The following is a 20,294-nucleotide window of genomic DNA, read 5'->3' as shown; positions in this document are numbered from 1 at the left end:
CCGTGACCACTGCAACAGCGCGCCGGGTCCGGCAGGAGAACGCTCCTGTCGGGCCCGGCGGGCGCGCTCCGCGGCGGCGTCGCACCCGTCGGTCGACCCTGATCGGTCTCGCGTTCGCGTCGCCGTTCATCGTCGGCTTCCTGTTCCTCTTCGCCTACCCGATCGCGGCGTCGGCGTATTACAGCTTCACCGACTTCAACCTGTTCCAGTCCCCGGAGTGGGTGGGGCTGGCGAACTACGTGCAGATGTTCAACGACGGCGTCTTCTGGAAGTCGCTCGCGAACACCGCCGTCCTCACGGTCTTCGGGGTTCCGCTCGCGATCGGCATCGCCCTGGCGGGTGCGCACCTGCTGAACACCCCGGTGCGGGGCCAGCCGCTCTACCGCGCGCTCGTCTACCTGCCCTCGATCGTGCCCGTCGTCGTCGGTGGCTACCTGTGGCGCTGGCTGCTCAACGCCCAGTACGGCTTCGTGAACTACTTCCTGTCCTGGTTCGGCATCGAGGGTCCGGCCTGGTTGCAGGAACCCGAATGGACCAAGCCCGCCATCATCCTGATGTCGCTGTGGACCGTCGGCGGCACCATGATCATCTACCTCGCCGCCCTTCAGGAACTCCCGAAGGAGCTCTACGAGGCCGCCGAACTGGATGGTGCGGGCATGTGGCGCCGCTTCACCAGCGTCACCTGGCCGACCGTCTCGCCGGTCACCCTGTTCCAGGTGATCGTGAGCATCATCGGCTTCCTGCAGATCTTCACGCAGCCGTACATCCTCTCCCAGGAACGGCTGAATCAGGCCGGCTCCGGGCCGGGGCAGTCGATGCTGTCGTACGCGATGTACCTGTATCAGAACGCGTTCGTGTTCCTGAAGATGGGCTACGCGTCGGCGATGGCCTGGACCCTGTTCATCATCACGCTGGTCGTGAGCCTGATCGTGCTCGCGACCTCGAGGAAGTGGGTGCACGATGGCACACGCTGACGTCGCCGACCGCAAGCGCCCTCGGCGGGTGCGACGGACGATGCGCAGAGTCCGGCAGCAGGTGTCGGTCGCGCTGCTCGCGCTGCTGTTCCTCTTCCCGCTGCTGGTGATGCTGTCGACCGCGTTCAAGACGCCGGGCGACGTGTTCTCCTCGCCCCCGTCGCTGTTGCCGACCGACTGGACGATGGACAACTTCGCCGAGGCGTTCGAGCAGATCCCGGTGTGGCGCTACCTCGGGAACACCCTGTTCGTGTCGGGCATGAGCATCCTCGGCACGGTCATCTCCTGCCCGCTCGTGGCCTACGCGCTGGCCAAGGTGCGCTGGCGCGGATCCCGGCCGCTGCTCATCCTGGTGCTGGCTACCATGATGCTCCCGCCGCAGGTCACCCTCATCCCCCTGTTCCTGGTGTGGAACGGGCTTGAGGCGACCAACACCTATCTGCCGCTGATCGTGCCCGCGTTCCTCGGGACGCCGTTCTTCATCTTCATGATCCGGCAGTTCCTGCTCGCGGTGCCGGACGAGCTGATCGAGGCCGCCCGCCTGGACGGAGCCTCCGAGTTCCGCACCTACGCGACGATCGTGCTGCCGCTGGCGCGACCCGCCATCGTGACGGCGGCGATCTTCCAGTTCGTGTGGGCGTGGACCGACTTCCTCAACCCGCTCATCTATCTGAACGACGAGTCCACCTATACGCTTTCGATCGGTCTGTACGCCTTCTTCGGGGAGAACGACGTGGCCTGGGGGCCGCTGATGGCCGCCTGCGTCATGTTCACCCTTCCGGCCGTGGTGATTTTCCTCATCGGTCAGAAGTTCTTCATCGGCGGCGCCAGCGCAGGAGCTCTCAAATGACCCACGACCCCCTCGAACTCATCGCCGGCCGCCTGATCGCCTCGGTGCAGGCGCAATCGGGGAGCCCCGTGCGCGACACGGAGGTGATCGCCGCGCTCGCCGAATCGGCGCTCGTCGGCGGGGCGAGCGGTCTGCGCCTCAACGGTCCCGAGGACATCCGGCGCATGCGTCCGTCGACGAGCGCGCCCATCATCGGACTGCACAAGGTCTTCAACGGCGTGCGCAACGTGATCACCCCCGACGTCGTGCTGGCGCTCGGGCTCGCGGGTGCGGGGGCGGACATCATCGCGGTGGATGCCACGGTGGAGCAGCTGGGTGAGAGGTTCGATCTGCTGCGCGAGATCGCGGAGGCGACCGGGCGTCCGGTGATGGCCGACGTCTCCACCCTCGACGAGGGGCTGCGCGCCCGGGAGGCCGGAGCGGCCGTGGTCGGAACGACCCTCTCGGGATACACGCCGCATTCGGTGCGCCGTGAGGGGCCGGATCTGCAGCTGGTCGCGGATCTCGTCGCCGCCGGCATCCCGACCATCGCCGAGGGGCGGTATCAAACGCCAGAGCAGGTGCGTCAGGCCTTCGATGCCGGAGCGCTCGCCGTGGTGGTCGGCGGGGCGATCACCGACCCGATCGCGATCACGCGGCGGTTCGTCGCGGTGACCCCGGCGGTACGGAGCCCGGCATGATCGTGGGCGTCGACATCGGCGGCACGAAGATCGCGGTCGCCGGCTTCGAGCGCGACGCCGACCGGCTCGTCCGGGCGACCGAGGTGCGCACGATCGCCACACCGTCTCAAGCGGGTGGTCCCGTCATCGTGCGGGCGGTGGTGGATGCCGTGGTCGAGGTGTGCGGTGGCGACCCTGTGGAGGCGGTCGGAGTCGGCACCGCGGGTGTGGTCGGGCCCGACGGCACGATCACCTCTGCCACGGATGCGATCGCCGGATGGGTCGGATTCCCCCTGCGGAGTGCCCTCGCGGATGCGGTCGGCGCCCCGGTCTCGGTGGTCAACGACGTGCACGCGGCCGCGGTCGCCGAGGCCGAGCGGGGAGCCGGAGCGGGCGCGCAGGCGATGCTGATGGTGGCCGTCGGCACCGGCATCGGCGGCGCGGTCGTGCTGCCGGACGGTCTGCGCCGCGGGTTTACGGGAACCGCGGGCTCGGTCGGGCACATGGAGATCTCGCTGCCCCCGAACCTCGCCGAGCGGCGTTGCCCCTGTGGTGGGTTCGGCCACGTGGAGGCCGTCGCCTCCGGTCCCGGTCTGGAGCAGACCTTCTTCGAGGAGACGGGGGAGCGCCTCCCCCTGCGCGAGGTGCACGCGGCGGCGCTGGGCGGGGACGCGCGGGCGGAACGGGTGATCCGCGACGGCGCCCGCTACCTGGGCCGCGCCCTCGCGAGTGCGAACGCGGCGCTCGATGTCGAGGTGATCGTCGTCGGCGGCGGGGTCGCCGAGATCGGCGAGAGCTATCTGTTCGAGGTGGCGCGAGCCTATCGGGCGGCCGCCATGCCCGGACCCGCGGCGGCTCGCGTGATCCCGGCGCAGCTCGGGATCGACGCCGCCCTCACGGGAGCTGCGCTCATCGGCGCCGCGCGAGCGGAGGACGTGCTTCCGTCCTGAAACTCACACCCCACCTTCAGCCTGAACGACATATCGTTGAGTATCGTTCAACCCCAGCAGGAGGTCATCATGAACAACGCATTCCCCTCCAACCCGTTCGGCGGCAACAGCGGCTCCGGGAACAACGGCGGCCCCGGCGGCCTCTTCGGCGGCGCTGGCTTCAGCACGGGACCCGGCGGTCCGGCATCCGCGATCATCGAGGCGATGGACCAGCTCCGCAAGTCTTTCGAGCCCCGCCCGTCCGGCGGCTCGCGCATGGCCCGCGGCGATGTGCGCACCGCCGTGCTCTCGCTGCTCGCCGAGAAGCCGATGCACGGCTACCAGATCATCAACGAGATCGCCGAGCGCAGCGGCGGCACCTGGAAGCCCAGCGCCGGCTCCGTATACCCGACGCTGCAGCTGCTCGCCGATGAAGGACTCATCGAGGCCGACGAGCAGAACGGCCGCAAGACCTACTCGCTCACCGAGGCCGGCCGTGCGGTCGCCGACGAGAGCTCCGAGACCCCGGCTCCCTGGGAATCGTCGGGCAAGGACGGCAACCGCGACAATGCCCGCTTCAGCGCACTGCCCAAGGCGGGCGTCGACCTCGCCGCCGCCGCCGCCCAGGTCGGTCGCAGCGGTTCGCCCGAGCAGGTGCAGCAGACCATCGAGATCCTCGACGAGGCCCGCCGTAGGCTGTACTCGATCCTCGCGCAGGACTGACCGCACAGTGCGGCATCGGGTGAGGGCCTGCGAGAGGACCACGCGATGACGGATGCCGCGGCACAGGGCGCGCACCGCGCCAGGTACCGCCGCATCGTGTCGTTCGCGGGCCGCGAGTTCCTGAAGATCTGGTGGTTCGAGCTCGTCCTCCCGCGTTTCGGCATGAGCCGGCTCGCCGAGCGCACGCGAGGGCCGCGGATGCAGACGTTCGCGCGTCGCTTCCATGTGCTTGCGGTGGAGCTCGGCGGGCTCATGATCAAGGTCGGGCAGTTCATGTCGTCGCGCCTCGACGTGCTGCCGCCCGAGATCACGAAAGAGCTCGAGGGGCTGCAGGACGAGGTTCCGGCCGTGCCGACCTCGGCCATCCGCGCGCCCGCCGAAGCCGAACTCGGCATCCCGCTCGAGCGCGCGTACGCGTGGTTCGACGACACCCCGGTCGCGGCGGCATCCCTCGGTCAGGTGCATCGGGCCCGGCTCTCCGAGCTCGACGCCGCCGACACCGGGCTCGACCAGGTCGTGGTCAAGGTGCAGCGGCCGGGCATCGACGGGATCGTCGCGGTCGACCTCGCCGCACTCCGCCGGGTCGCGCGCTGGCTGACCCGTGTGCGCATCGTCGCCGATCGTGTCGACGCCCCCGCGCTCGTCGAGGAGTTCGCCGCGACCAGCCTCGAGGAGATCGACTACCTGCACGAGGCCGCGAGCGCCGAGCGGTTCCGCGAGAACTTCGCCGACGACCCCCGCGTGGCCGCTCCCGAGATCGTCTGGGAGCGGTCGACCCGCCGCGTGCTCACCCTCTCCGACGTCACCGCGATCAAGATCAACGACACGGATGCTCTGCGTGCCGCCGGCATCGACCCGTCCGAGGTGGCCGCCGTGTTCGCCGAGGTCATGTTCGACCAGGTGTTCACGCACAGCTTCGTGCACGCCGACCCGCACCCCGGCAACATCTTCGTGACGCCGGTCCCCTCGGAGCCCGGGGGATTCCAGCTCACGTTCATCGACTTCGGGATGATGGCCGAGGTTCCCGACAGCCTCCGCGACGGGCTGCGCACCCTCCTGATCGCGGTCGCCGGACGCGACAGCCGCGGACTCGTCGCCGCCGCGCAGGAGATCGGCGTGCTGCTCCCTTCGGCCGACACCAACGAGCTCGAACGGGCCCTGACCGCGCTGTTCGCCCGCTTCGGCGGTATGGGCTTCGCCGAGCTCAGCAAAGTCGATCCGCGGGAGTTCCGCGACTTCGCCGAGGAGTTCGGCGACATGGTGCGCTCGCTTCCGCTGCAGCTGCCTGAGAACATGCTGCTGCTCATCCGCGCGGTCTCGCTGACCTCGGGCATGTGCAGCGGGCTCGACCCGGCGTTCAACGTGTGGGATGCCGCGGAGCCCTATGCCGGCCGCCTGCTGCGCGACGAGAGCGGCAACATCGTGCAGGCCTTCGCTACGCAGGCGATGGACACGATGAGCACCACCTGGCAGCTGCCCGGCCGCATCGACCGGATCATCACCCGCATCGACGACGGCAACGTCTCGTTCGACACCTCACGACTCGAACGCCGCCTCGATCGGCTCGAGGGCATCGCGCGCCGCATCGCCTCGGGCGTGCTGTTCGCGGCGCTGCTCGTCGGCGGGGCTCTGCTCGTCCCCTCGCTGCCTCCGCTGGGCATCACCCTGATCTGCGTCTCGGCCCTGCCGCTGCTGCACTCCGTGTTCGCCGGCGTCGGTCGCCGCGGCCCGCGCTAGTCGCGGCACGCCCGGGCGGGAAGCGTCGCCGCTGGATTCCGGCCGTGGGATCAGGCGATCGCGCCGAATCAGGCAGTTTGCGACAGGAACCGCCTGATTCCGCGTGACGGCCTGATCCGGCACGCCCGGGAAACGCGGCATCCGCACGACTGGCCTGGGTTTTCGCACCCCACGTATCGGTATATCGCGTGACAGGATGGTGTGCCATGGAGACCCCTGACGAGAAGCCGCCCGCACGCTCCGCAGGAAGCACCCCCCAGCGCCCCCGTACGGATGCCGTCGCCACGGGTGTGAACCGCCTCCCGGCCAAAGCCACCGAGGCCGCCAAGAAGATCGTCCGCGACATCGCCGCCGTCCCACCGCGCAGCGTGCACCCGGCCCTCGTCCCCGGCGTCTCGGTCGAGGAGACCGGCCGCACCTACCGCACCGACCCGCTCGTGTTCGGCGTCGCGGTCGCCCTCACCGTGGCCTTCATCGCCTGGGGTGTCTTCGCCGGCGACAACCTCTCCGGCACCACCACGGCCGTGCTCGGCTGGGTGGTGGAGTACTTCGGGTTCTTCTTCACGACCATCGCCACGGTCATCCTGGTGTTCATGCTGTTCGTCGGTTTCAGCCGCTACGGGCGCATCCCTCTCGGCCGCGACGACGAAGAGCCCGAGTACTCGATGTTCTCGTGGATCTCGATGCTGTTCGCCGCCGGCATGGGCATCGGCCTGGTGTTCTGGGGTGCGGCCGAGCCGCTGACCTTCTTCGAGAACCCGCCGCCGGGAACCGTCGAGGCGAACACCCTCGATGCGATGCACACGGCGCAGACGCAGGTGCTGTACCACTGGGGTCCGCAGGCCTGGGCGTTCTACGCACTCGTCGGCGGTGCCATCGCCTACGGCGCCTATCGCCGCGGACGCACCCCGCTCATCTCCTCGATCTTCGCCCCTCTGCTGGGTGAGGGCCGCACGACCGGGCCCCTCGGCCGCACGATCGACATCTTCTCGATCATCGTCACGCTGTTCGGAACGGCGGCATCCCTGGGCCTCGGTGCCCTGCAGATCGGGCACGGCGTCGAGATCGTCAGCGGCGCCGGCCCACTCGGCAACGGCATCCTCATCGCGGTCATCGCCGTGCTCACCGCGTGCTTCATCGCCTCGGCGGTCTCGGGCGTCTCCAAGGGCATCCGGGCGCTGTCGAACATCAACGCCGTCGTCGCCCTGCTGCTGGCGTTCTTCGTGTTCTTCGTCGGACCGACGCTGCTCATCCTCAACGTGATCCCGTCGGTCGCCGTGCAGTTCATCGGGGACCTGCCGCAGATGATCGGCCGCTCGGCGTCGCAGGGCGAGGCGGCGCAGACGTTCCTGTCGAGCTGGACGATCTTCTACTGGGCGTGGTGGATCTCGTGGTCGCCGTTCGTCGGCATGTTCATCGCGAAGATCTCGCGAGGCCGGAGCCTGCGCCAGTTCGTGTCCGTCGTCATCGTGGTGCCCTCGGTCATCTCGCTCATCTGGTTCGCGATCTTCGGCACCACGGCGATCAAGCAGCAGATGGATGGCGCGAACCTCGCCGTCGACCCGCCGGAGGAAGTGCTGTTCGGCGTGCTCGCGAACCTGCCGTTCGGGCTCATCACGAGCATCGTGCTCATCCTGCTGATCGCGATCTTCTTCGTCACCGGCGCGGATTCCGCCTCCCTCGTGATGGGCACGCTCTCGCAGCAGGGTCGCCCGGAGCCCGCACGCTGGGTCGCGGTCGTGTGGGGCGTGCTGGTCGGTGTGATCGCGGCCGTGTTGCTCGTCACCGGCGAGGAGGGGAGCGGCCTCAAGTCGTTGCAGAACGTGACGATCATCGCCGCGCTGCCGTTCGCGATCATCATGGGCTTCATGATGATCGCGTTCATGAAGGATCTGCGGCGGGATCCGCTGATCCTGCGCGATCGCTACGCCCGCGCCGCCGTGCGTCACAGTGTCATGTCGGGGCTCGAGGAGTACGGCGACGACTTCGCGCTCGTGCCCGTCGAGTACGACCACTCGGAGGACGACCTCGCCTGGATCGACGAGTCGACCGTCGACGACAGCCTCGCCGAGGTCTACGAGGCAGCCACCGAGGCGATCGACATCATCCCGCCGGCCGAGGTGGGTGCCGTGGTCGACGCGGCGCTGGACGATGCGGCGGCGGTGGATGCAGCGCCGGATGCAGCGCCGGATGCAGCGGTGGATGCAGCGGCGGATGAGCCGGAGCGGCCCCGCGCGGACTGATCCGCTCGCGAGGCGCGCGCGAGATCAGGCGATCCTGCGAGAACAGGCGGATTCATCGGGAATCGGCCTGAATCGGCGGGATCGCCTGATCTGGCGAAGGTCTGCGACCGCGGGAGGCGGGAGTCGTGATTCCCCGGCGCTAGGAGTTCTCGGCCGTTCGGGTGATGCGCGATGCCATGCTGGCGAAGATCAGTCCGTGGAAGGGCAGTACCGCGAGCCAGTACAGGCGTCCGGTGAGCCCGCGCGGGAAGAAGATCGCCCGCTGCTCGTAGCGCGCGCCCGCGGCTTCGGGGAGTGCGCGGAGTTCGAGCCAGGCCTCGCCGGGCACCTTCATCTCGGCGCGGAGGCGCAGCAGCCCGCCGCTCGCCGGCGAGGACTCGGTCGCAGCTCCCGGCTCTTCGACCGCTTCGACGCGCCAGAAGTCGATCGCGTCGCCCACGCGGGCGACGGTTTGGCTGCGGCGACCCCGTCGCAGTCCCACCCCGCCGACCACGCGGTCCATCAGCCCGCGCACCGCCCACAGGAACCGTGACGAGTACCACCCGTTCGTGCCGCCGATGCCCAGGATCACCGGCCACAGCCGGTCGACGGATGCCGAGGTGACGAGCGTTCGGGCGTCGGTGAAGACGGTGCGGCCCGCCCAGTCCGGGTCGCTCGGCAGCGGATCGCTGGGGGCGCCCGAGACCTCGGCATCCTGCCAGCTCGTCTCGATCGCGTCGGCGTCGACCCGTCCGAGCGCCAGGTCGACGGCTCGTCGATACGGTGTCAGGCCGCCCTTCGGCTGCGGGATCAGCTCGTCGACCGCGTGGTCCTTCATGATGCACTCGTTCTGCAGCGACGCCACGAGCGGGCGGGCGATCGAGCGCGGCACGGGCGTCACGAGGTTGACCCAGTGCGAGGCGAGACCCGGCGTGAGCACGGGCAGTGCGGCGATGGCGCGCTGGGGGAGACCGGCCTCGACCGCGTAGCCGTTCATCATCTGTCCGTAGCGCAGCACGTCGGGCCCGCCGATGTCGACCGCGCGGTTCACGTCGGCGTCGACCCGGGCCGCGCCGAGCAGATAGTGCAGCACGTCGCGCACGGCGATCGGCTGGATGCGGTTGCGCACCCACTTCGGCGCCGGCATGTACGGCAGCACATCGGTGAGGTGCCGGATCATCTCGAACGAGGCCGACCCCGATCCGATCACGACGCCCGCCTGCAGCACGAGCGTCGGCACGCCGGACTGCAGGAAGATCTCGCCCACGCGTACGCGGGACCGCAGATGGGGTGACAGCTTCACGTCATCCGGATGCAGCCCGCCGAGGTACACGATGCGCCGCACACCCGCGCGAGCCGCGGCCTCGGCCACCGTGGTCGCCGCGCGCTCGTCGCTCTCCTCGAAGCCCTTGCCGGCGGTCATCGAGTGGATCAGGTAGTACACGACGTCGACGTCGTCCATGGCTGCGGCCACGGCATCCGCATCGTCGGCCGATCCCTCGACGATCTCGCAGTCGGGACCCCAGGGGAAGGATGCGGCGCGGGCGGCGTCGCGCGCCAGCACCCGCACCCGGTAGCCGGCGTTCAGCAGCCGCGGTGTCAGCCGCCCGCCCACGTATCCGGTCGCGCCCAGCACGAGCGCGCGCGGTGCCGATCCGTCGTCGCGGGGGAGGGCGCGCAGCGCCTCTTCGCGGCCGGTGGGCTGGGTGAGTTGGGCCATGGGTCGAGGGTACGACCGGGAGCGGGTCGCGGGCACGGGGTTGTGGCGAGGAGCGGGGGCGGATATGGAGTGTCCGCCGTGCCGTTACGATCGTAGACATGGCTTCAATCGAATCGATTCGACGACCGGCTCCGGACCGGGCGTCCCGGCGCGCGCGCATCGCCGTCTCCGCGCTCTTCCTGACCAACGGGGCGCTGTTCGCGAACATCCTGCCGCGCTACCCGGAGATCAAGGCCGGACTCGGACTCGACAACCTCGGCTACGGCGTCGCGATCGCCGCGTTCCCCGCGGGAGCCATCGCCGCCGGCCTTCTCGCGGCCGTGCTCATCCGTCGGTTCGGCTCGGCGCGCATCGCCGTGATCGGCACCGTGCTCACGAGCATCGGACTGCTGTCGGCCGCGCTCGCGCCCTCGGGCGTGCTGTTCGCCGTGGCGCTGTTCCTCGGCGGAGCATCCGACGCCATCACGGATGTCGCTCAGAACGCGCACGGCCTCCGCGTGCAGCGGCGCTACGGGCGGTCGATCATCAACGGCTTCCATGCGATCTGGTCGATCGGCGCCGTGATCGGCGGGGCGATGGCCGCCGTCGCGATCGCCCTGCAGCTGCCCCTGGGCGTGCATCTCGGCATCTCGACCGCCGTGTTCGCGACCGTCGCCCTCGTGGCCCTGCGGTTCTGCCTCCCCGGTCGCGACGACGAGTCCGAGCCGGATGCCGCCGCCGAGCCGACCGAGGTGACGGGGCCGCTGCGTCGTCATGTGACCCCGCGCACCGTGATCGCGATCATCGCGCTCACCCTCATCGCGATGGCCGGAGCCGTCGCCGAGGATGCGGGCAACTCCTGGGCGACCCTGTACCTCGCCGAATCCCTGGGGGCCGCCGCGGCGATCGCCCCGCTCGGCTTCATCGCCCTGGTCGGCGCGCAGTTCGTCGGTCGGATGCTCGGCGACCCGCTCACCGACCGGTTCGGTCAGCGCTGGGTCGCACGGGTGGGCGGCATCATCGCGGCGGTGGGCATGACGCTCGCGCTCGCGTTCCCGACCGTTCCGGGCACGATCCTCGGATTCGCAGCGGTCGGCTTCGGCATCGCGACCCTCATCCCCGCGGCGATGCATGCCGCCGACGAACTGCCGGGGCTGCGGGCGGGCGTCGGACTCACGCTCGTGTCGTGGCTGCTGCGCCTCGGGTTCCTGCTGTCGCCGCCGTTCGTCGGGTACATCGCCGAGACCCAGAGCCTGCGCGCCGGGCTGCTCGTCGCCCCGGTCGCCGCCCTCGTCGCCGTGCTGCTCGCCGGGTTCCTGGAGAAGCGCCGCCCGCGGGACTAGCCGCCGGCATCCGTCCCGTCCCGGCTTGTCCCGTCCCGGCATCCGCCCGTCCTGTCCTGTCCCGGTCCCGGCATCCGCCCGTCCTGTCCCGGCATCCGCCCGCCCGTCCTGTCCCGGTCCCGGCATCCGCCCGGTCCCGGTACAGATGCCGGACGGATGCACGGATGCAGGACGGATCTGCGGCGTTTCGTCCTGCACCTGTGAAATCTCCCGACAAGTGGACGGATGCCGGGACGGATGCCGGGACGGATGCCGGACGGATGCCGGGGCGGATGCCGGACGGATGCTGGGGCGGATGCCGGACGGATGCTGGGGCCGATGCCGGACGAATGCCACACATCTGCAACTCGGGGGTTGCGCCACGCCGACCAATATGCAACTCTGGAGTTGCAGTTGGCCGACCGGCCAGCGCGAAACCCGGAAAGGATCCATCATGGTGAACATGACCCACAACGAGGCATCCGTCGTCGATGAGGAGACCTTCTCGATCCGGCGCAGCATCCAGATCGCGGCACCCGTCGAGAAGGTGTGGCGAGCGGTGGCCGAGCCGGAGCACATCTCCCGCTGGTTCGGACGCACCGTGCTCGACGGCAGCGGTGTCGGCGCGACCGGCACGATGACGTTCCCCGACTACGACGTGATCCCGCTGCGTGTCGAGGAATACGACGAGCCGCGGCGCATCAGCTACCGCTGGAACAACGACGACGCCCTCGGCAAGCTCCCGGATGCGATCGACGAGGCGACCTCGACCGTCTTCACCTTCACGCTCGAGGAGGCCGACGGCGGCACCAGGCTCACGGTCGTCGAGAGCGGCTTCGAGCGCACGTCCGACCCGCGTGCCAACCTCGAGTCGCACCGTACGGGCTGGGACCTGGAGCTCGACAAGATGGTCGCTCTGGTGGAAGGCGAAGCGTGACCACAGAGACTCTGCTGCCCATGTTCGCGGCGCTCGCGGACGAGACGCGCTGGAGCATCCTGACGGCTCTCGGCGAGGGGGACGCCTCGGCATCCGCCCTCGCCGGGCGCCTTCCGGTGTCGCGGCAGGCCATCGCGAAGCACCTGGCCGTGCTGCAGGAGGTCGGTCTGGTCGAGCCCGTGCGCGTCGGTCGCGAGGTTCGCTTCCGCGTCGTCGGCGCCGAGCTCTCCGCCACCGCGGCGAAGCTCGATGTGATCGGACGCGAGTGGGACCGCCGCCTCGCCGCGATCAAGGAGATCGCGGAAGGCCTGTAGGCCTCACTCCGCCTCGGGCGCCGCCTGGTCGCGCATCACGTCGCGCAGCTCCTCGTCGAGGTCGGATGCCTCTTCGATCGCGGCCGTCATCCCGGCGAGGAACCGCGTGACGACGGCCCGCTCCTGGTCGGAGAGCTCGTCCACGAGGGTGAGCATGCGATGATGCATCGCCCCGAGTGTGGCGCGCACCTCTTCGTCGCTGCTCACGGTCGGCACGACGACTCCGGCCCGCCGGTCGGTGGGATGCGCCTCGCGGCGGACGTGGCCACCCTTCTCGAGGCGGTCGATGAGCGTGGTCGTCGAGGCGGTCGAGATGTTGAGCATCCGGGCGATGTCGATCGCTCGCACGATCCGGCCGGCGCGCTGCTCGCGCAGGAGGAATCGCAGCGCCATGAGATCGGTCTCGTTCATGCCCATCGAGATGCGGGTGCGCTCGCGCATCGCGGTCTCCGCTGCCCGGTAGCGGCGCAGCATGTTCAGCACGTCGATGGTGCTCGCGCTCTTGCCGTCGGGGTACCAGTATCCGGAGCGGGCGTAGTCCTGAGGCTCGGCCATCATGCCACTCCCTCTTCGTCGCCGAGGGCGCGTGACGTGCTGAGTTCGAGCATCTCGGTCGCGCCCGTCGCCACCTCGGCGGGGACGACGAGGAGGAATCCGCCGGTGATGGCGTCGTTCTCGGCCTCGATGATGCGCGCAATGCGATCCCGCGAGACGGCGGGGAACCGCGTGTGGAGGTGATCCAGCAGATCGGCGAAGCCGATGTACCGCTCGTCCTTGAGGTCTATGGGCTCGACCATGACGTCCCTTCTCATCGTGATTCCATCCTCTCATCGACGGAAGGGCCTGATGGTCGGCCGATTTTGCTAGACGAACCGATAATCAGACGATCGAGGTAACATGGGCCGCCGGGGAAAGGCGAGGGTGTGATGGGCACGAAGCTGGAGATCGCGACGGCGCAACTCGCGCGCGAAGTCGAAGCTCTGCGCCGCGTGGACGCCAGGCTCGGACGCCGCCTTGCTGCGGAGCGCCAGCCCAACGAGACCGATCGCGCCGCCATGGGGTTCATCGCCGATGCGCCCGCCGACCGACCGGTCACGCCCGGCGATCTCGCCGCGCATCTGGGTGTGAGCACCGCGGCGGTCACCGCCCTGATCCGTCGGCTCACTGCGCGCGGGCATGTCGTCGTCTCCGTGCACCCGGACGACGCGCGGTCGAAGATCCTGCGCCCCTCGCTGCGCGACCTGCATTCGCCTGCCGGCGAGATCTCCCGGCGGGTGGCAGGCATCGAGAGCGAGTTCACGCCAGAGCAGCTCTCCGTGATCTCTCGGTTCCTCCGACGCCTCACGGAGGAGATCTCCGACCTCGCCGACTCGTCTCCGCGCTAGTACCGGCGTCCAGGAACCTCAGCCTCCGAAAGTCTCACCCAGCTGGAGAAACCCCGAAACCCTCGGCTATCATTTAGCTAGTTAAACTAGTAATCTAATCGTCGAAGTTATTTCTCGAGGGGGTGCCATGGGTCAGCTCAGCTACGCCAGTGAATCGCAGATCGTGGAGGTCGACGATCGGGTGCTCGCGCACCTGCGGCTCGTCACCGTCACCAAGCTGCGACGCGGAGAGTCGTTTCCGCTCACGCTGCGCACATCGCGTGCGGCGACCGAGACGCTGTGGATGCATGCGTCGATCCCGGTCCGCTTCACGCTCGATGAGGAGGTCGAGCTCGAGCGGCCGATGCTGGTCAAGATGATGGCTGCGGCGAGCACGGCCGGGGGGCTGGACCTCACTGACATCGACTTCGCGCCGCTGGGGTCCGCGCTCCCGGCCATGCACGCGGTCGCCTGACTGCAGACTCGCCTCCCTCGCCGGCGCATCCTGGGCAAAGCGGTGCGGCCCGCGGGCGGGAGGTGCACAGCGACGTTCCGGGGGGTACGTCGCTGTGGATGGCATCCGGTCACCGGGAATCGGGTCCCGGGACCGGATGCCATTCGATCAGAGAGCGGTGTATCCGCCGTCGACCAGGTGGTAGCTGCCGGTGACGAAGCTCGCGGCGTCGCTGGCGAGGAACACGATGAGGTTCGCGACCTCGTCGGCCTGGCCCAGACGTCCGATCGGGTGCTTCGACACGAGGAAGTCCTTCGCCTCGTCGCCCATGTTCGCCAGCAGCGGGGTGTCGATGAAGCCGGGGCCCACCGAGTTCACGCGCACGCCCTGCGCCGAGTACTCGAGCGCGGCCGACTTGGTCATGCCGACCACGCCGTGCTTGGCCGTGACGTAGGCGGGAGATCCGGCGAATCCGACGCTGCCGAGGATCGACGCGATGTTCACGACCGATCCGCCGCCGTTCGCGAGGATCGACGGGATCTGCGCCTTCATGTTGCGGAACACCGCGTTGAGGTTGATCGCGATGACCTTGTCCCAGGCCTCGTCCTCGTACTCCGCGGTGGGGGCGGATGCGCCGCCGATGCCGGCGTTGTTGACGCCGATGCGCAGCGGGGCGAGGGAGTTCGCGAGTTCGATCGAAGAAGCGATCCAGGCCGCATCCGTGGCATCGCCGACCGAGGCCTCCGCGATGCCGCCGGCCGCGCGGATCTCTTCGACGACCGCGTTCGCGTGCTCGGCGTTCAGGTCGTTGACCACGACGGATGCGCCGTTCTTCGCCAGCAGGAGGGCGGTCGAGCGTCCGATTCCGCTGCCTGCTCCCGTCACGATCGCCGAGCGGTTCGAGACGTCGTACTGAGCCACGAGTGACTCCACTTCCGGGCGGTCACGGTGCCGGGAGATCTTCTCGGACGGTCCGTCCTTCTCTCCAGCCTACGCCTGAATATCGGTGATGGATTCAGGTGAATGGATGCGGAGGATCTTCCGCCGCCCCTCAGACCAGCTCGCTCACCAACTGCTCGATGCGCGCCTTGATCTCGTCTCGGATGGGCCGGACCGCGTCGATGCCCTGACCGGCCGGGTCGTCGAGCTTCCAGTCTTCGTAGCGCTTGCCGGGGAAGAACGGGCAGGCGTCGCCGCACCCCATCGTGATGACGACGTCGGATGCCTGCACGGCCTCGGTCGTCAGCACCTTGGGCTGCTCGGCGGTGATGTCGATGCCGAGCTCGCCCATCGCCGCGACGGCGGTCGGGTTGATCTGGTCGGCGGGCATGGAGCCGGCGGAGCGGACCTCGATGCGGTCGCCGGCGATGTCGCGGAGGAATCCGGCGGCCATCTGCGACCGTCCCGCGTTGTGCACGCAGACGAAGAGCACGGAGGGCTTGGTGGTCGTGTCGGTCATGGCTGCTCCTTCGGAGAGGTGTGGTCAGGGAGAAGGTCGTCGACGAGTGCGCGTACGCGCCCGGCGATGTCGTCGCGGATGGCTTCGACGCCTTCGCGTGAAGCGAGGGCCGGGTCGCCGACGGCCCAGTCGTCGTACCGGACGCCGGGGATGATGGGGCAGACGTCGCCGCAGCCCATGGTGATGACGACATCGGCCGCGCGCACGGCGTCGTCGGTGAGCGGCTTCGGGAAGCGCTCGGCTGCGGCATCGCCCTCGATCTCGGCGAGCAGCGAGCGGACGTGCGGGTGGACGACGTCGGCGGGACTCGATCCTGCCGAGCGTGCGATGACCTTGCCGGCAGCGAGCTTGTTCACGAGCGCGGCGGCGAGCTGGGAGCGCCCGGCGTTGGCGACGCAGACGAACAGCACCTGGGGCACGGACGTGTCGCGGTCGCGGGTGAGATCGGCGAGGCGCTGGCGGGCGAAGCGCTCGGTGAGGGGCACGAGCGTCGAGGTGACGCGGGCGCTCCGTGCAAGGGCGGTGTACGACTCGCGCACGGTGGTGAGCACGACATCGTGATCGAGCTCGGGTACCTCTGCGGCGAGCTCATCCGCAAGACGGGTGACCCGGGCGTCGAAGTCGGGCCGTCGCTGATCGTCGTCAGTGGAGGCACTCCATGGCGCGATGCTGGCGGGAGCGAACGAATCGAGCAGCGCCGTGACGGCGTTGCGCCGGGACGGGTTGATCCGGTACCAGACCCAGGTTCCCCGGCGCTCCGAGGTGAGGACGTCGACGTCTTTCAGCACCTTGAGGTGGTGGGAGACCGTGGGTTGGGAGACCTCGGCGAGCTCGGCCAAGTCGCAGACGCACGACTCTCCGCGCGGGTCGGAGGCGATGGCCGACAGCATCCGCAGCCGCAGCGGATCCGACAGCGCCTTCAGCGTTGACGCCACGGACGAGGCTGCCTCCAGTCCGATGGCATGGGTGGCGACGGGGCTGCAGGTGTCATCCGTGGCGGTCAGCGTGACGTTCATGACGGCATCCTCTCGGCGGTGTACGGGGCGGCGGTGTACGGATCGGTGTGGAACCAGTGACGGGCCGCCCAGAGTGAGACGTAGACGAGTGCGACGAGGACGGGTACCTCGATGAGCGGGCCGACGACCCCCGCGAGAGCCTGGCCGGATGCCGCGCCGAAAGTGCCGATGGCGACGGCGATGGCGAGTTCGAAGTTGTTGCCGGCGGCGGTGAATGCGAGTGTCGACGAGCGGGCGTAGCCGAGCGCGAGCGCCTTGCCGGTGAAGAGTCCGATGAACCACATGACCGCGAAGTATGCGAGCAGCGGCAGCGCGATCCGCGCGACGTCCCACGGTCGGCTCGTGACCTGCTCGCCCTGCAGGGCGAACAGCAGCGCGATCGTGAACAGCAGGCCGTAGAGCGCCCAGGGTCCGATCCTCGGCAGGAAGCTCTCCTCGTACCAGTCGCGTCCCTTCGTGCGCTCGCCGATGAATCGCGAGGCGAAACCGGCGACGAGGGGGATGCCGAGGAAGATCAGGACGTTCAGTGCGATCTGCCCGATCGAGATGTCCAGCCCCTGCGCGTCGAGACCGAGCCAGCCGGGAAGGACCGTGAGGTAGAACCATCCGAGCAGTGAGAAGGCGATCACCTGGAAGACCGAGTTGATGGCGACCAGCACGGCCGCGGCCTCGCGGTCGCCGCAGGCGAGGTCGTTCCAGATGACGACCATGGCGATGCAGCGCGCGAGCCCGACGATGATGAGACCGGTGCGGTACTCCGGCAGATCGGGGAGGAGTGCCCACGCGAGGACGAACATCAACGCCGGGCCGACGAGCCAGTTGAGCACCAGCGACGAGACGAGCAGCCTCTTGTCTCCGGTCACGGCGGCGACCCTGTCGTAGCGGACCTTCGCGAGCACCGGATACATCATCACCAGCAGGCCGAGCGCGATGGGGATCGAGATGCCCCCGACCTCGAGGCTCGCCAGAAGTCCAGAGACCCCGGGGACGAACCGCCCGATGAGGATGCCGCCGACCATCGCCAGACCGATCCAGAGCGGAAGCCATCGGTCGAGGGTCGACAGGCGGCGTGCGGGCGGAGTGGCGGTAGGAGTGGTTCCCGTGCTCGCGAGGCCTTGAATCGACATGTGTCTATATTGACATCCGTCGATATCAGCCGCAACCGACGTGGGCGGAGTTCACCCGATGGTCACCTGCGCCGCGATCAGCCCACCGTGACGGGCCGTGCGCCGATCTGCAACACCGACGGCGCAGCGCAGCAGCTGCCCGCGGTGTCGCAGAACCCACCGGCTCCGCCGCACACCCCGGTGTCCGGGAGGGTCAGCTCGTTGCGGCCCGCGGCCTCGTGATCGCCGACGAGATGAGCGGCGACGCTGCGGACCTGCTCGTAGCCGGTCAGGGCGAGGAACGTCGGGGCGCGTCCGTACGACTTGGCGCCGACGACGAAGAACCCGGGCTCGGGCTGCGCGAGCTCCCGCGCTCCGGTCGCTCCCACCGATCCGCACGAGTGGATGTTCGGGTCGATCTCTGAGGCGATGCCCGCGACCGCTTCGAGGGCGGGATCGAGGTCGATCCGCAGCTCTCGCAGCATGCCGGTGTCGGGCCGGAAACCGGTGAGCGCGAACACGTGCGCGACTTCCGTCACCTCGCGCCCGTCTTCGGCGACGACCGTCAGGCCGTCGTCGCCGTTCCGGAACTCGGCGACGCGGAACCCCGTCACCAGCTCCACGACTCCCTCGTCGATCACCTTCCGTGCGCGGGAGCCGAGTGCGGCGCGCTCGGGAAGCTCGTCCCCGATGCCGCCTCCGAAGACGTTGGCGGCGCTGCCTCGGCGCAGCAGCCAGGTCACGCGCGTTCCCGGAGCCCGGCGCGCCAGCTCGCTCAGGCGCAGCACGGCGTGTGTGGCGGAGTGCCCGGCGCCTACGACGACGACGTGCGAGCCGGCGAGCTCGGACACGTCGGCCGGGATCCGGTACGAGATCCGATCGGATGCTGCGGCCTCGCCGAGCGCTGGGAAGCCGTCCGCCCCCGCAGGGTTGGGAAGGTCCCAGGTGCCGCTCGCGTCGATGACCGCGCGGGCGAAGAGGCGGCCCTCATCGCCGTCGGCATCGACGGTGTGCACGACGAACGGCTGGCTCTTGCGTCCGCCGTCGACGACCTTGTCCCGGCCCTGGCGCGCGACGCCGGTGACCGTGGTCGCGTAGCGGATCCGCTCGCCCAGAGCATCCGCGAGCGGCGCCAGATAATCGCTCACCCACTCCGCGCCGGTCGGGTAGCCCGACGCGGGTGCGGTCCATCCCGTCGGCTCGAGCAGGCGGCGCGCCGCAGCGTCAGTGAGCTCCGGCCATGCCGAGAACAGGCGCACGTGCCCCCAGTCGGCGACTGCGGATGCCGGTCCGTGTCCGCGTTCGACCACGATCACGTTCTCATCGCGTTCGACGAGGTGCGTGGCGGCGGCGAGGCCCTGCGGGCCTGCTCCGATGACGACGACGGGAAGCTCGGACATCACATCTCCTCAGATCGAAAAACTTCAATACGAAGACTGTCGCCCATCTATTGAAGATTGTCAATACGTGTCAGAATAGACCCATGAGCCTGCCGACGACCATCGAAGCGACCGCCTGCTGCGTCCCGCGCGTCACCTCCGCGCTGGCGGTCGAAGATGCCGAGCGTGTCGCGCGGGTGTTCAAGGCGCTCGGTGACCCCACGCGCGTGCGGCTGCTGTCGCTCATCGCGGCCGGCGCCGGGGGCGAGGCCTGCATCTGCGACCTCACCGAGCCGGTCGGTCTCTCGCAGGGCACGGTCTCCCACCACATGAAGCTCCTCGCCGACGCGGGCCTCGTCACGCGCGAGCAGCGCGGCAAGTGGGCGTACTTCGCGCTCAACGCCGACGCGATGGATGCCGCCGCCGACGCGCTTCGGGTGGCGGCGCCGGCGCGGTCGTAGAACCGGCTCGGCGGACCCCGGTCAGGGGCTCGGGTCGGGTCGGGCCTGGTTGCTGGAGGGGCCTTCGGCAGCGGGTCGCGCCGGGCTTCTTGCCTCGTCCGGACCCCCTTCGGCACTGCGGGTGGGGAAGAGGATGGGGCTGAGGAGGTGGCGACTCCGTGCGGCGGAGGGTTCGTGCCCCATGTGCGGGACGATCGCGTCGCGGAGGTCGTTGATCAGCTGTTCGCGCTCGTCGGGACTGAGCCAGATCGAGTGCTGGCGATAGCCCACGAGGTCGGCTGTGGGATCGGCGTCCGGGCGATCGAGATAGGCGTTGAACTCCGTCAGCAGCACGGCGGCCGCGGCGGCGAATGCGCGACGATGTTCGGCGATGGAGGTAGACGCCGCCATGGCCGGATCGATGACGGAGGCGGCACGGTTGAGGCGGTATCGACGCTCCACCGCGCCCCGCACCCGCTGCTCGGAGTCGACCTCGAGAACGCCTCCGTCCGTGAGTAGCGCGAGGTGCCGATACAGCGTGGCCTTGGGAACGTCGGCGAGCGCGGCTCGGATCTCGGAGCCGGTGGCGGAACGCCCTCCGGACATGGCATGGATGATACGGAGGCGCACCGGGTGCGTGAGCAGATCGCGCTTGGTCACGAGTCCATGGTCTCATGGTTTAGATTAGTCTCAGAAATGAGACTAAGGAG

Annotated in this window: 22 protein-coding genes; 13 read left to right on the top strand and 9 right to left on the bottom strand. The window is 69.3% G+C overall.

The window, feature by feature from the left end; genetic code table 11:
• Positions 1-2 precede the first annotated feature (2 nt).
• The 7 genes from AC6CHX_RS18700 (at position 3) to AC6CHX_RS18670 (ending at position 8,115) form a co-directional block, all read left to right on the top strand.
• Complete coding sequence (locus tag AC6CHX_RS18700) at positions 3-974, top strand: carbohydrate ABC transporter permease (protein WP_498274107.1); 972 nt, start codon at positions 3-5, stop codon at positions 972-974.
• Positions 961-1,824 carry a carbohydrate ABC transporter permease gene (locus AC6CHX_RS18695; protein ID WP_498274105.1) on the top strand — a complete coding sequence of 288 codons (864 nt, stop codon included), beginning with the start codon at positions 961-963 and terminating at the stop codon, positions 1,822-1,824. Before AC6CHX_RS18700 ends, AC6CHX_RS18695 begins: the two co-directional genes overlap by 14 nt.
• The gene (locus tag AC6CHX_RS18690; RefSeq protein ID WP_498274103.1) at positions 1,821-2,504 is read left to right on the top strand and encodes an N-acetylmannosamine-6-phosphate 2-epimerase; all 684 of its coding nucleotides are present in this window, start codon (positions 1,821-1,823) and stop codon (positions 2,502-2,504) included. Before AC6CHX_RS18695 ends, AC6CHX_RS18690 begins: the two co-directional genes overlap by 4 nt.
• The gene (locus tag AC6CHX_RS18685) at positions 2,501-3,433 is read left to right on the top strand and encodes an ROK family protein (RefSeq protein ID WP_498274101.1); all 933 of its coding nucleotides are present in this window, start codon (positions 2,501-2,503) and stop codon (positions 3,431-3,433) included. The genes AC6CHX_RS18690 and AC6CHX_RS18685 overlap by 4 nt, the downstream gene beginning before the upstream one ends.
• Positions 3,434-3,502: 69 nt before the next feature.
• Positions 3,503-4,135 carry a PadR family transcriptional regulator gene (locus AC6CHX_RS18680; protein WP_498274099.1) on the top strand — a complete coding sequence of 211 codons (633 nt, stop codon included), beginning with the start codon at positions 3,503-3,505 and terminating at the stop codon, positions 4,133-4,135.
• 45 nt (positions 4,136-4,180) lie between these two features.
• Positions 4,181-5,872, top strand: coding sequence for an ABC1 kinase family protein (locus AC6CHX_RS18675; protein WP_498274097.1), 1,692 nt, complete (start codon positions 4,181-4,183; stop codon positions 5,870-5,872).
• Between the two features lie 206 nt (positions 5,873-6,078).
• Entirely contained in the window at positions 6,079-8,115 is a 2,037-nt protein-coding gene (locus AC6CHX_RS18670; RefSeq protein WP_498274095.1) for a BCCT family transporter, read from the top strand.
• 139 nt (positions 8,116-8,254) lie between these two features.
• On the opposite strand, the gene AC6CHX_RS18665 is transcribed toward AC6CHX_RS18670, so the two are convergent.
• The gene (locus AC6CHX_RS18665; RefSeq protein ID WP_498274093.1) at positions 8,255-9,814 is read right to left on the bottom strand and encodes an SDR family oxidoreductase; all 1,560 of its coding nucleotides are present in this window, start codon (positions 9,812-9,814) and stop codon (positions 8,255-8,257) included.
• Between the two features lie 98 nt (positions 9,815-9,912).
• On the opposite strand from AC6CHX_RS18665, the gene AC6CHX_RS18660 reads away from it, so the two are divergent.
• The 3 genes from AC6CHX_RS18660 to AC6CHX_RS18650 all read left to right on the top strand — a co-directional run bounded on the left by AC6CHX_RS18660 (position 9,913) and on the right by AC6CHX_RS18650 (position 12,366).
• Positions 9,913-11,136, top strand: a complete 1,224-nt coding sequence (locus AC6CHX_RS18660; protein ID WP_498274091.1) for an MFS transporter — start codon at positions 9,913-9,915, stop codon at positions 11,134-11,136.
• Between the two features lie 433 nt (positions 11,137-11,569).
• Entirely contained in the window at positions 11,570-12,052 is a 483-nt protein-coding gene (locus tag AC6CHX_RS18655) for an SRPBCC family protein (RefSeq protein ID WP_498274089.1), read from the top strand.
• Positions 12,049-12,366, top strand: coding sequence for an ArsR/SmtB family transcription factor (locus AC6CHX_RS18650; protein ID WP_308737263.1), 318 nt, complete (start codon positions 12,049-12,051; stop codon positions 12,364-12,366). The genes AC6CHX_RS18655 and AC6CHX_RS18650 overlap by 4 nt, the downstream gene beginning before the upstream one ends.
• Before the next feature lie 3 nt (positions 12,367-12,369).
• Here the strand turns inward: AC6CHX_RS18650 and AC6CHX_RS18645 are convergent, their stop codons facing one another.
• Positions 12,370-12,921, bottom strand: a complete 552-nt coding sequence (locus AC6CHX_RS18645) for a MarR family winged helix-turn-helix transcriptional regulator (RefSeq protein ID WP_498274133.1) — start codon at positions 12,919-12,921, stop codon at positions 12,370-12,372.
• The gene (locus tag AC6CHX_RS18640; protein WP_498274087.1) at positions 12,921-13,163 is read right to left on the bottom strand and encodes a hypothetical protein; all 243 of its coding nucleotides are present in this window, start codon (positions 13,161-13,163) and stop codon (positions 12,921-12,923) included. Before AC6CHX_RS18640 ends, AC6CHX_RS18645 begins: the two co-directional genes overlap by 1 nt.
• A 129-nt stretch (positions 13,164-13,292) precedes the next feature.
• Between AC6CHX_RS18640 and AC6CHX_RS18635 the strand changes: the two genes are divergently transcribed.
• Together AC6CHX_RS18635 and AC6CHX_RS18630 are read left to right on the top strand one after the other, a co-directional pair.
• Positions 13,293-13,751: a MarR family winged helix-turn-helix transcriptional regulator gene (locus tag AC6CHX_RS18635; RefSeq protein WP_498274085.1), complete on the top strand. Its 459-nt coding sequence runs from the start codon at positions 13,293-13,295 to the stop codon at positions 13,749-13,751.
• A 127-nt stretch (positions 13,752-13,878) separates the two neighbouring features.
• On the top strand, positions 13,879-14,205 hold the full coding sequence (locus tag AC6CHX_RS18630) for a DUF7882 family protein (protein ID WP_498274083.1): 327 nt from the start codon (positions 13,879-13,881) through the stop codon (positions 14,203-14,205).
• 147 nt (positions 14,206-14,352) lie between these two features.
• Here the strand turns inward: AC6CHX_RS18630 and AC6CHX_RS18625 are convergent, their stop codons facing one another.
• From AC6CHX_RS18625 to AC6CHX_RS18605, 5 genes are all read right to left on the bottom strand, one after another.
• A complete protein-coding gene (locus AC6CHX_RS18625) occupies positions 14,353-15,105 on the bottom strand; it encodes an SDR family NAD(P)-dependent oxidoreductase (RefSeq protein WP_029264029.1) in 753 nt (250 codons plus the stop codon).
• Positions 15,106-15,235: 130 nt separating this feature from the next.
• The gene (locus AC6CHX_RS18620) at positions 15,236-15,643 is read right to left on the bottom strand and encodes an arsenate reductase ArsC (RefSeq protein ID WP_498274081.1); all 408 of its coding nucleotides are present in this window, start codon (positions 15,641-15,643) and stop codon (positions 15,236-15,238) included.
• The gene (locus AC6CHX_RS18615) at positions 15,640-16,659 is read right to left on the bottom strand and encodes a metalloregulator ArsR/SmtB family transcription factor (RefSeq protein WP_498274079.1); all 1,020 of its coding nucleotides are present in this window, start codon (positions 16,657-16,659) and stop codon (positions 15,640-15,642) included. Before AC6CHX_RS18615 ends, AC6CHX_RS18620 begins: the two co-directional genes overlap by 4 nt.
• Entirely contained in the window at positions 16,656-17,786 is a 1,131-nt protein-coding gene (gene arsB, locus AC6CHX_RS18610) for an ACR3 family arsenite efflux transporter (RefSeq protein WP_498274077.1), read from the bottom strand. The genes AC6CHX_RS18615 and arsB overlap by 4 nt, the downstream gene beginning before the upstream one ends.
• Before the next feature lie 77 nt (positions 17,787-17,863).
• Positions 17,864-19,165 (bottom strand): FAD-dependent oxidoreductase, encoded by a 1,302-nt coding sequence (locus AC6CHX_RS18605; RefSeq protein WP_498274075.1) that lies wholly within the window; start codon positions 19,163-19,165, stop codon positions 17,864-17,866.
• A gap of 83 nt (positions 19,166-19,248) precedes the next feature.
• Between AC6CHX_RS18605 and AC6CHX_RS18600 the strand changes: the two genes are divergently transcribed.
• The gene (locus AC6CHX_RS18600) at positions 19,249-19,605 is read left to right on the top strand and encodes an ArsR/SmtB family transcription factor (protein WP_136042651.1); all 357 of its coding nucleotides are present in this window, start codon (positions 19,249-19,251) and stop codon (positions 19,603-19,605) included.
• 21 nt (positions 19,606-19,626) lie between these two features.
• On the opposite strand, the gene AC6CHX_RS18595 is transcribed toward AC6CHX_RS18600, so the two are convergent.
• Positions 19,627-20,244, bottom strand: a complete 618-nt coding sequence (locus AC6CHX_RS18595) for a helix-turn-helix domain-containing protein (RefSeq protein ID WP_498274073.1) — start codon at positions 20,242-20,244, stop codon at positions 19,627-19,629.
• Between the last annotated feature and the right edge of the window lie 50 nt (positions 20,245-20,294).

It is taken from the genome of Microbacterium sp. GQ128 (assembly GCF_059758615.1).
Note: the sequence above shows the minus strand (reverse complement) of the source record. Positions and strands in the feature narration are given on the sequence as shown.

Excerpts from the sequence above, each read along its gene's own strand:
- AC6CHX_RS18645 (WP_498274133.1), bottom strand. The coding sequence starts at position 12,921 with ATGGCCGAGCCTCAGGACTACGCCCGCTCCGGATACTGGTACCCCGAC.
- AC6CHX_RS18695 (WP_498274105.1), top strand. The coding sequence starts at position 961 with ATGGCACACGCTGACGTCGCCGACCGCAAGCGCCCTCGGCGGGTGCGA.
- AC6CHX_RS18605 (WP_498274075.1), bottom strand. The coding sequence starts at position 19,165 with ATGTCCGAGCTTCCCGTCGTCGTCATCGGAGCAGGCCCGCAGGGCCTC.
- AC6CHX_RS18635 (WP_498274085.1), top strand. The coding sequence starts at position 13,293 with ATGGGCACGAAGCTGGAGATCGCGACGGCGCAACTCGCGCGCGAAGTC.
- AC6CHX_RS18670 (WP_498274095.1), top strand. The coding sequence starts at position 6,079 with ATGGAGACCCCTGACGAGAAGCCGCCCGCACGCTCCGCAGGAAGCACC.
- AC6CHX_RS18665 (WP_498274093.1), bottom strand. The coding sequence starts at position 9,814 with ATGGCCCAACTCACCCAGCCCACCGGCCGCGAAGAGGCGCTGCGCGCC.
- AC6CHX_RS18620 (WP_498274081.1), bottom strand. The coding sequence starts at position 15,643 with ATGACCGACACGACCACCAAGCCCTCCGTGCTCTTCGTCTGCGTGCAC.
- AC6CHX_RS18655 (WP_498274089.1), top strand. The coding sequence starts at position 11,570 with ATGGTGAACATGACCCACAACGAGGCATCCGTCGTCGATGAGGAGACC.
- AC6CHX_RS18615 (WP_498274079.1), bottom strand. The coding sequence starts at position 16,659 with ATGAACGTCACGCTGACCGCCACGGATGACACCTGCAGCCCCGTCGCC.
- AC6CHX_RS18660 (WP_498274091.1), top strand. The coding sequence starts at position 9,913 with ATGGCTTCAATCGAATCGATTCGACGACCGGCTCCGGACCGGGCGTCC.
- AC6CHX_RS18685 (WP_498274101.1), top strand. The coding sequence starts at position 2,501 with ATGATCGTGGGCGTCGACATCGGCGGCACGAAGATCGCGGTCGCCGGC.
- AC6CHX_RS18600 (WP_136042651.1), top strand. The coding sequence starts at position 19,249 with ATGAGCCTGCCGACGACCATCGAAGCGACCGCCTGCTGCGTCCCGCGC.
- AC6CHX_RS18630 (WP_498274083.1), top strand. The coding sequence starts at position 13,879 with ATGGGTCAGCTCAGCTACGCCAGTGAATCGCAGATCGTGGAGGTCGAC.
- AC6CHX_RS18675 (WP_498274097.1), top strand. The coding sequence starts at position 4,181 with ATGACGGATGCCGCGGCACAGGGCGCGCACCGCGCCAGGTACCGCCGC.
- AC6CHX_RS18680 (WP_498274099.1), top strand. The coding sequence starts at position 3,503 with ATGAACAACGCATTCCCCTCCAACCCGTTCGGCGGCAACAGCGGCTCC.
- AC6CHX_RS18690 (WP_498274103.1), top strand. The coding sequence starts at position 1,821 with ATGACCCACGACCCCCTCGAACTCATCGCCGGCCGCCTGATCGCCTCG.
- AC6CHX_RS18640 (WP_498274087.1), bottom strand. The coding sequence starts at position 13,163 with ATGGTCGAGCCCATAGACCTCAAGGACGAGCGGTACATCGGCTTCGCC.
- arsB (WP_498274077.1), bottom strand. The coding sequence starts at position 17,786 with ATGTCGATTCAAGGCCTCGCGAGCACGGGAACCACTCCTACCGCCACT.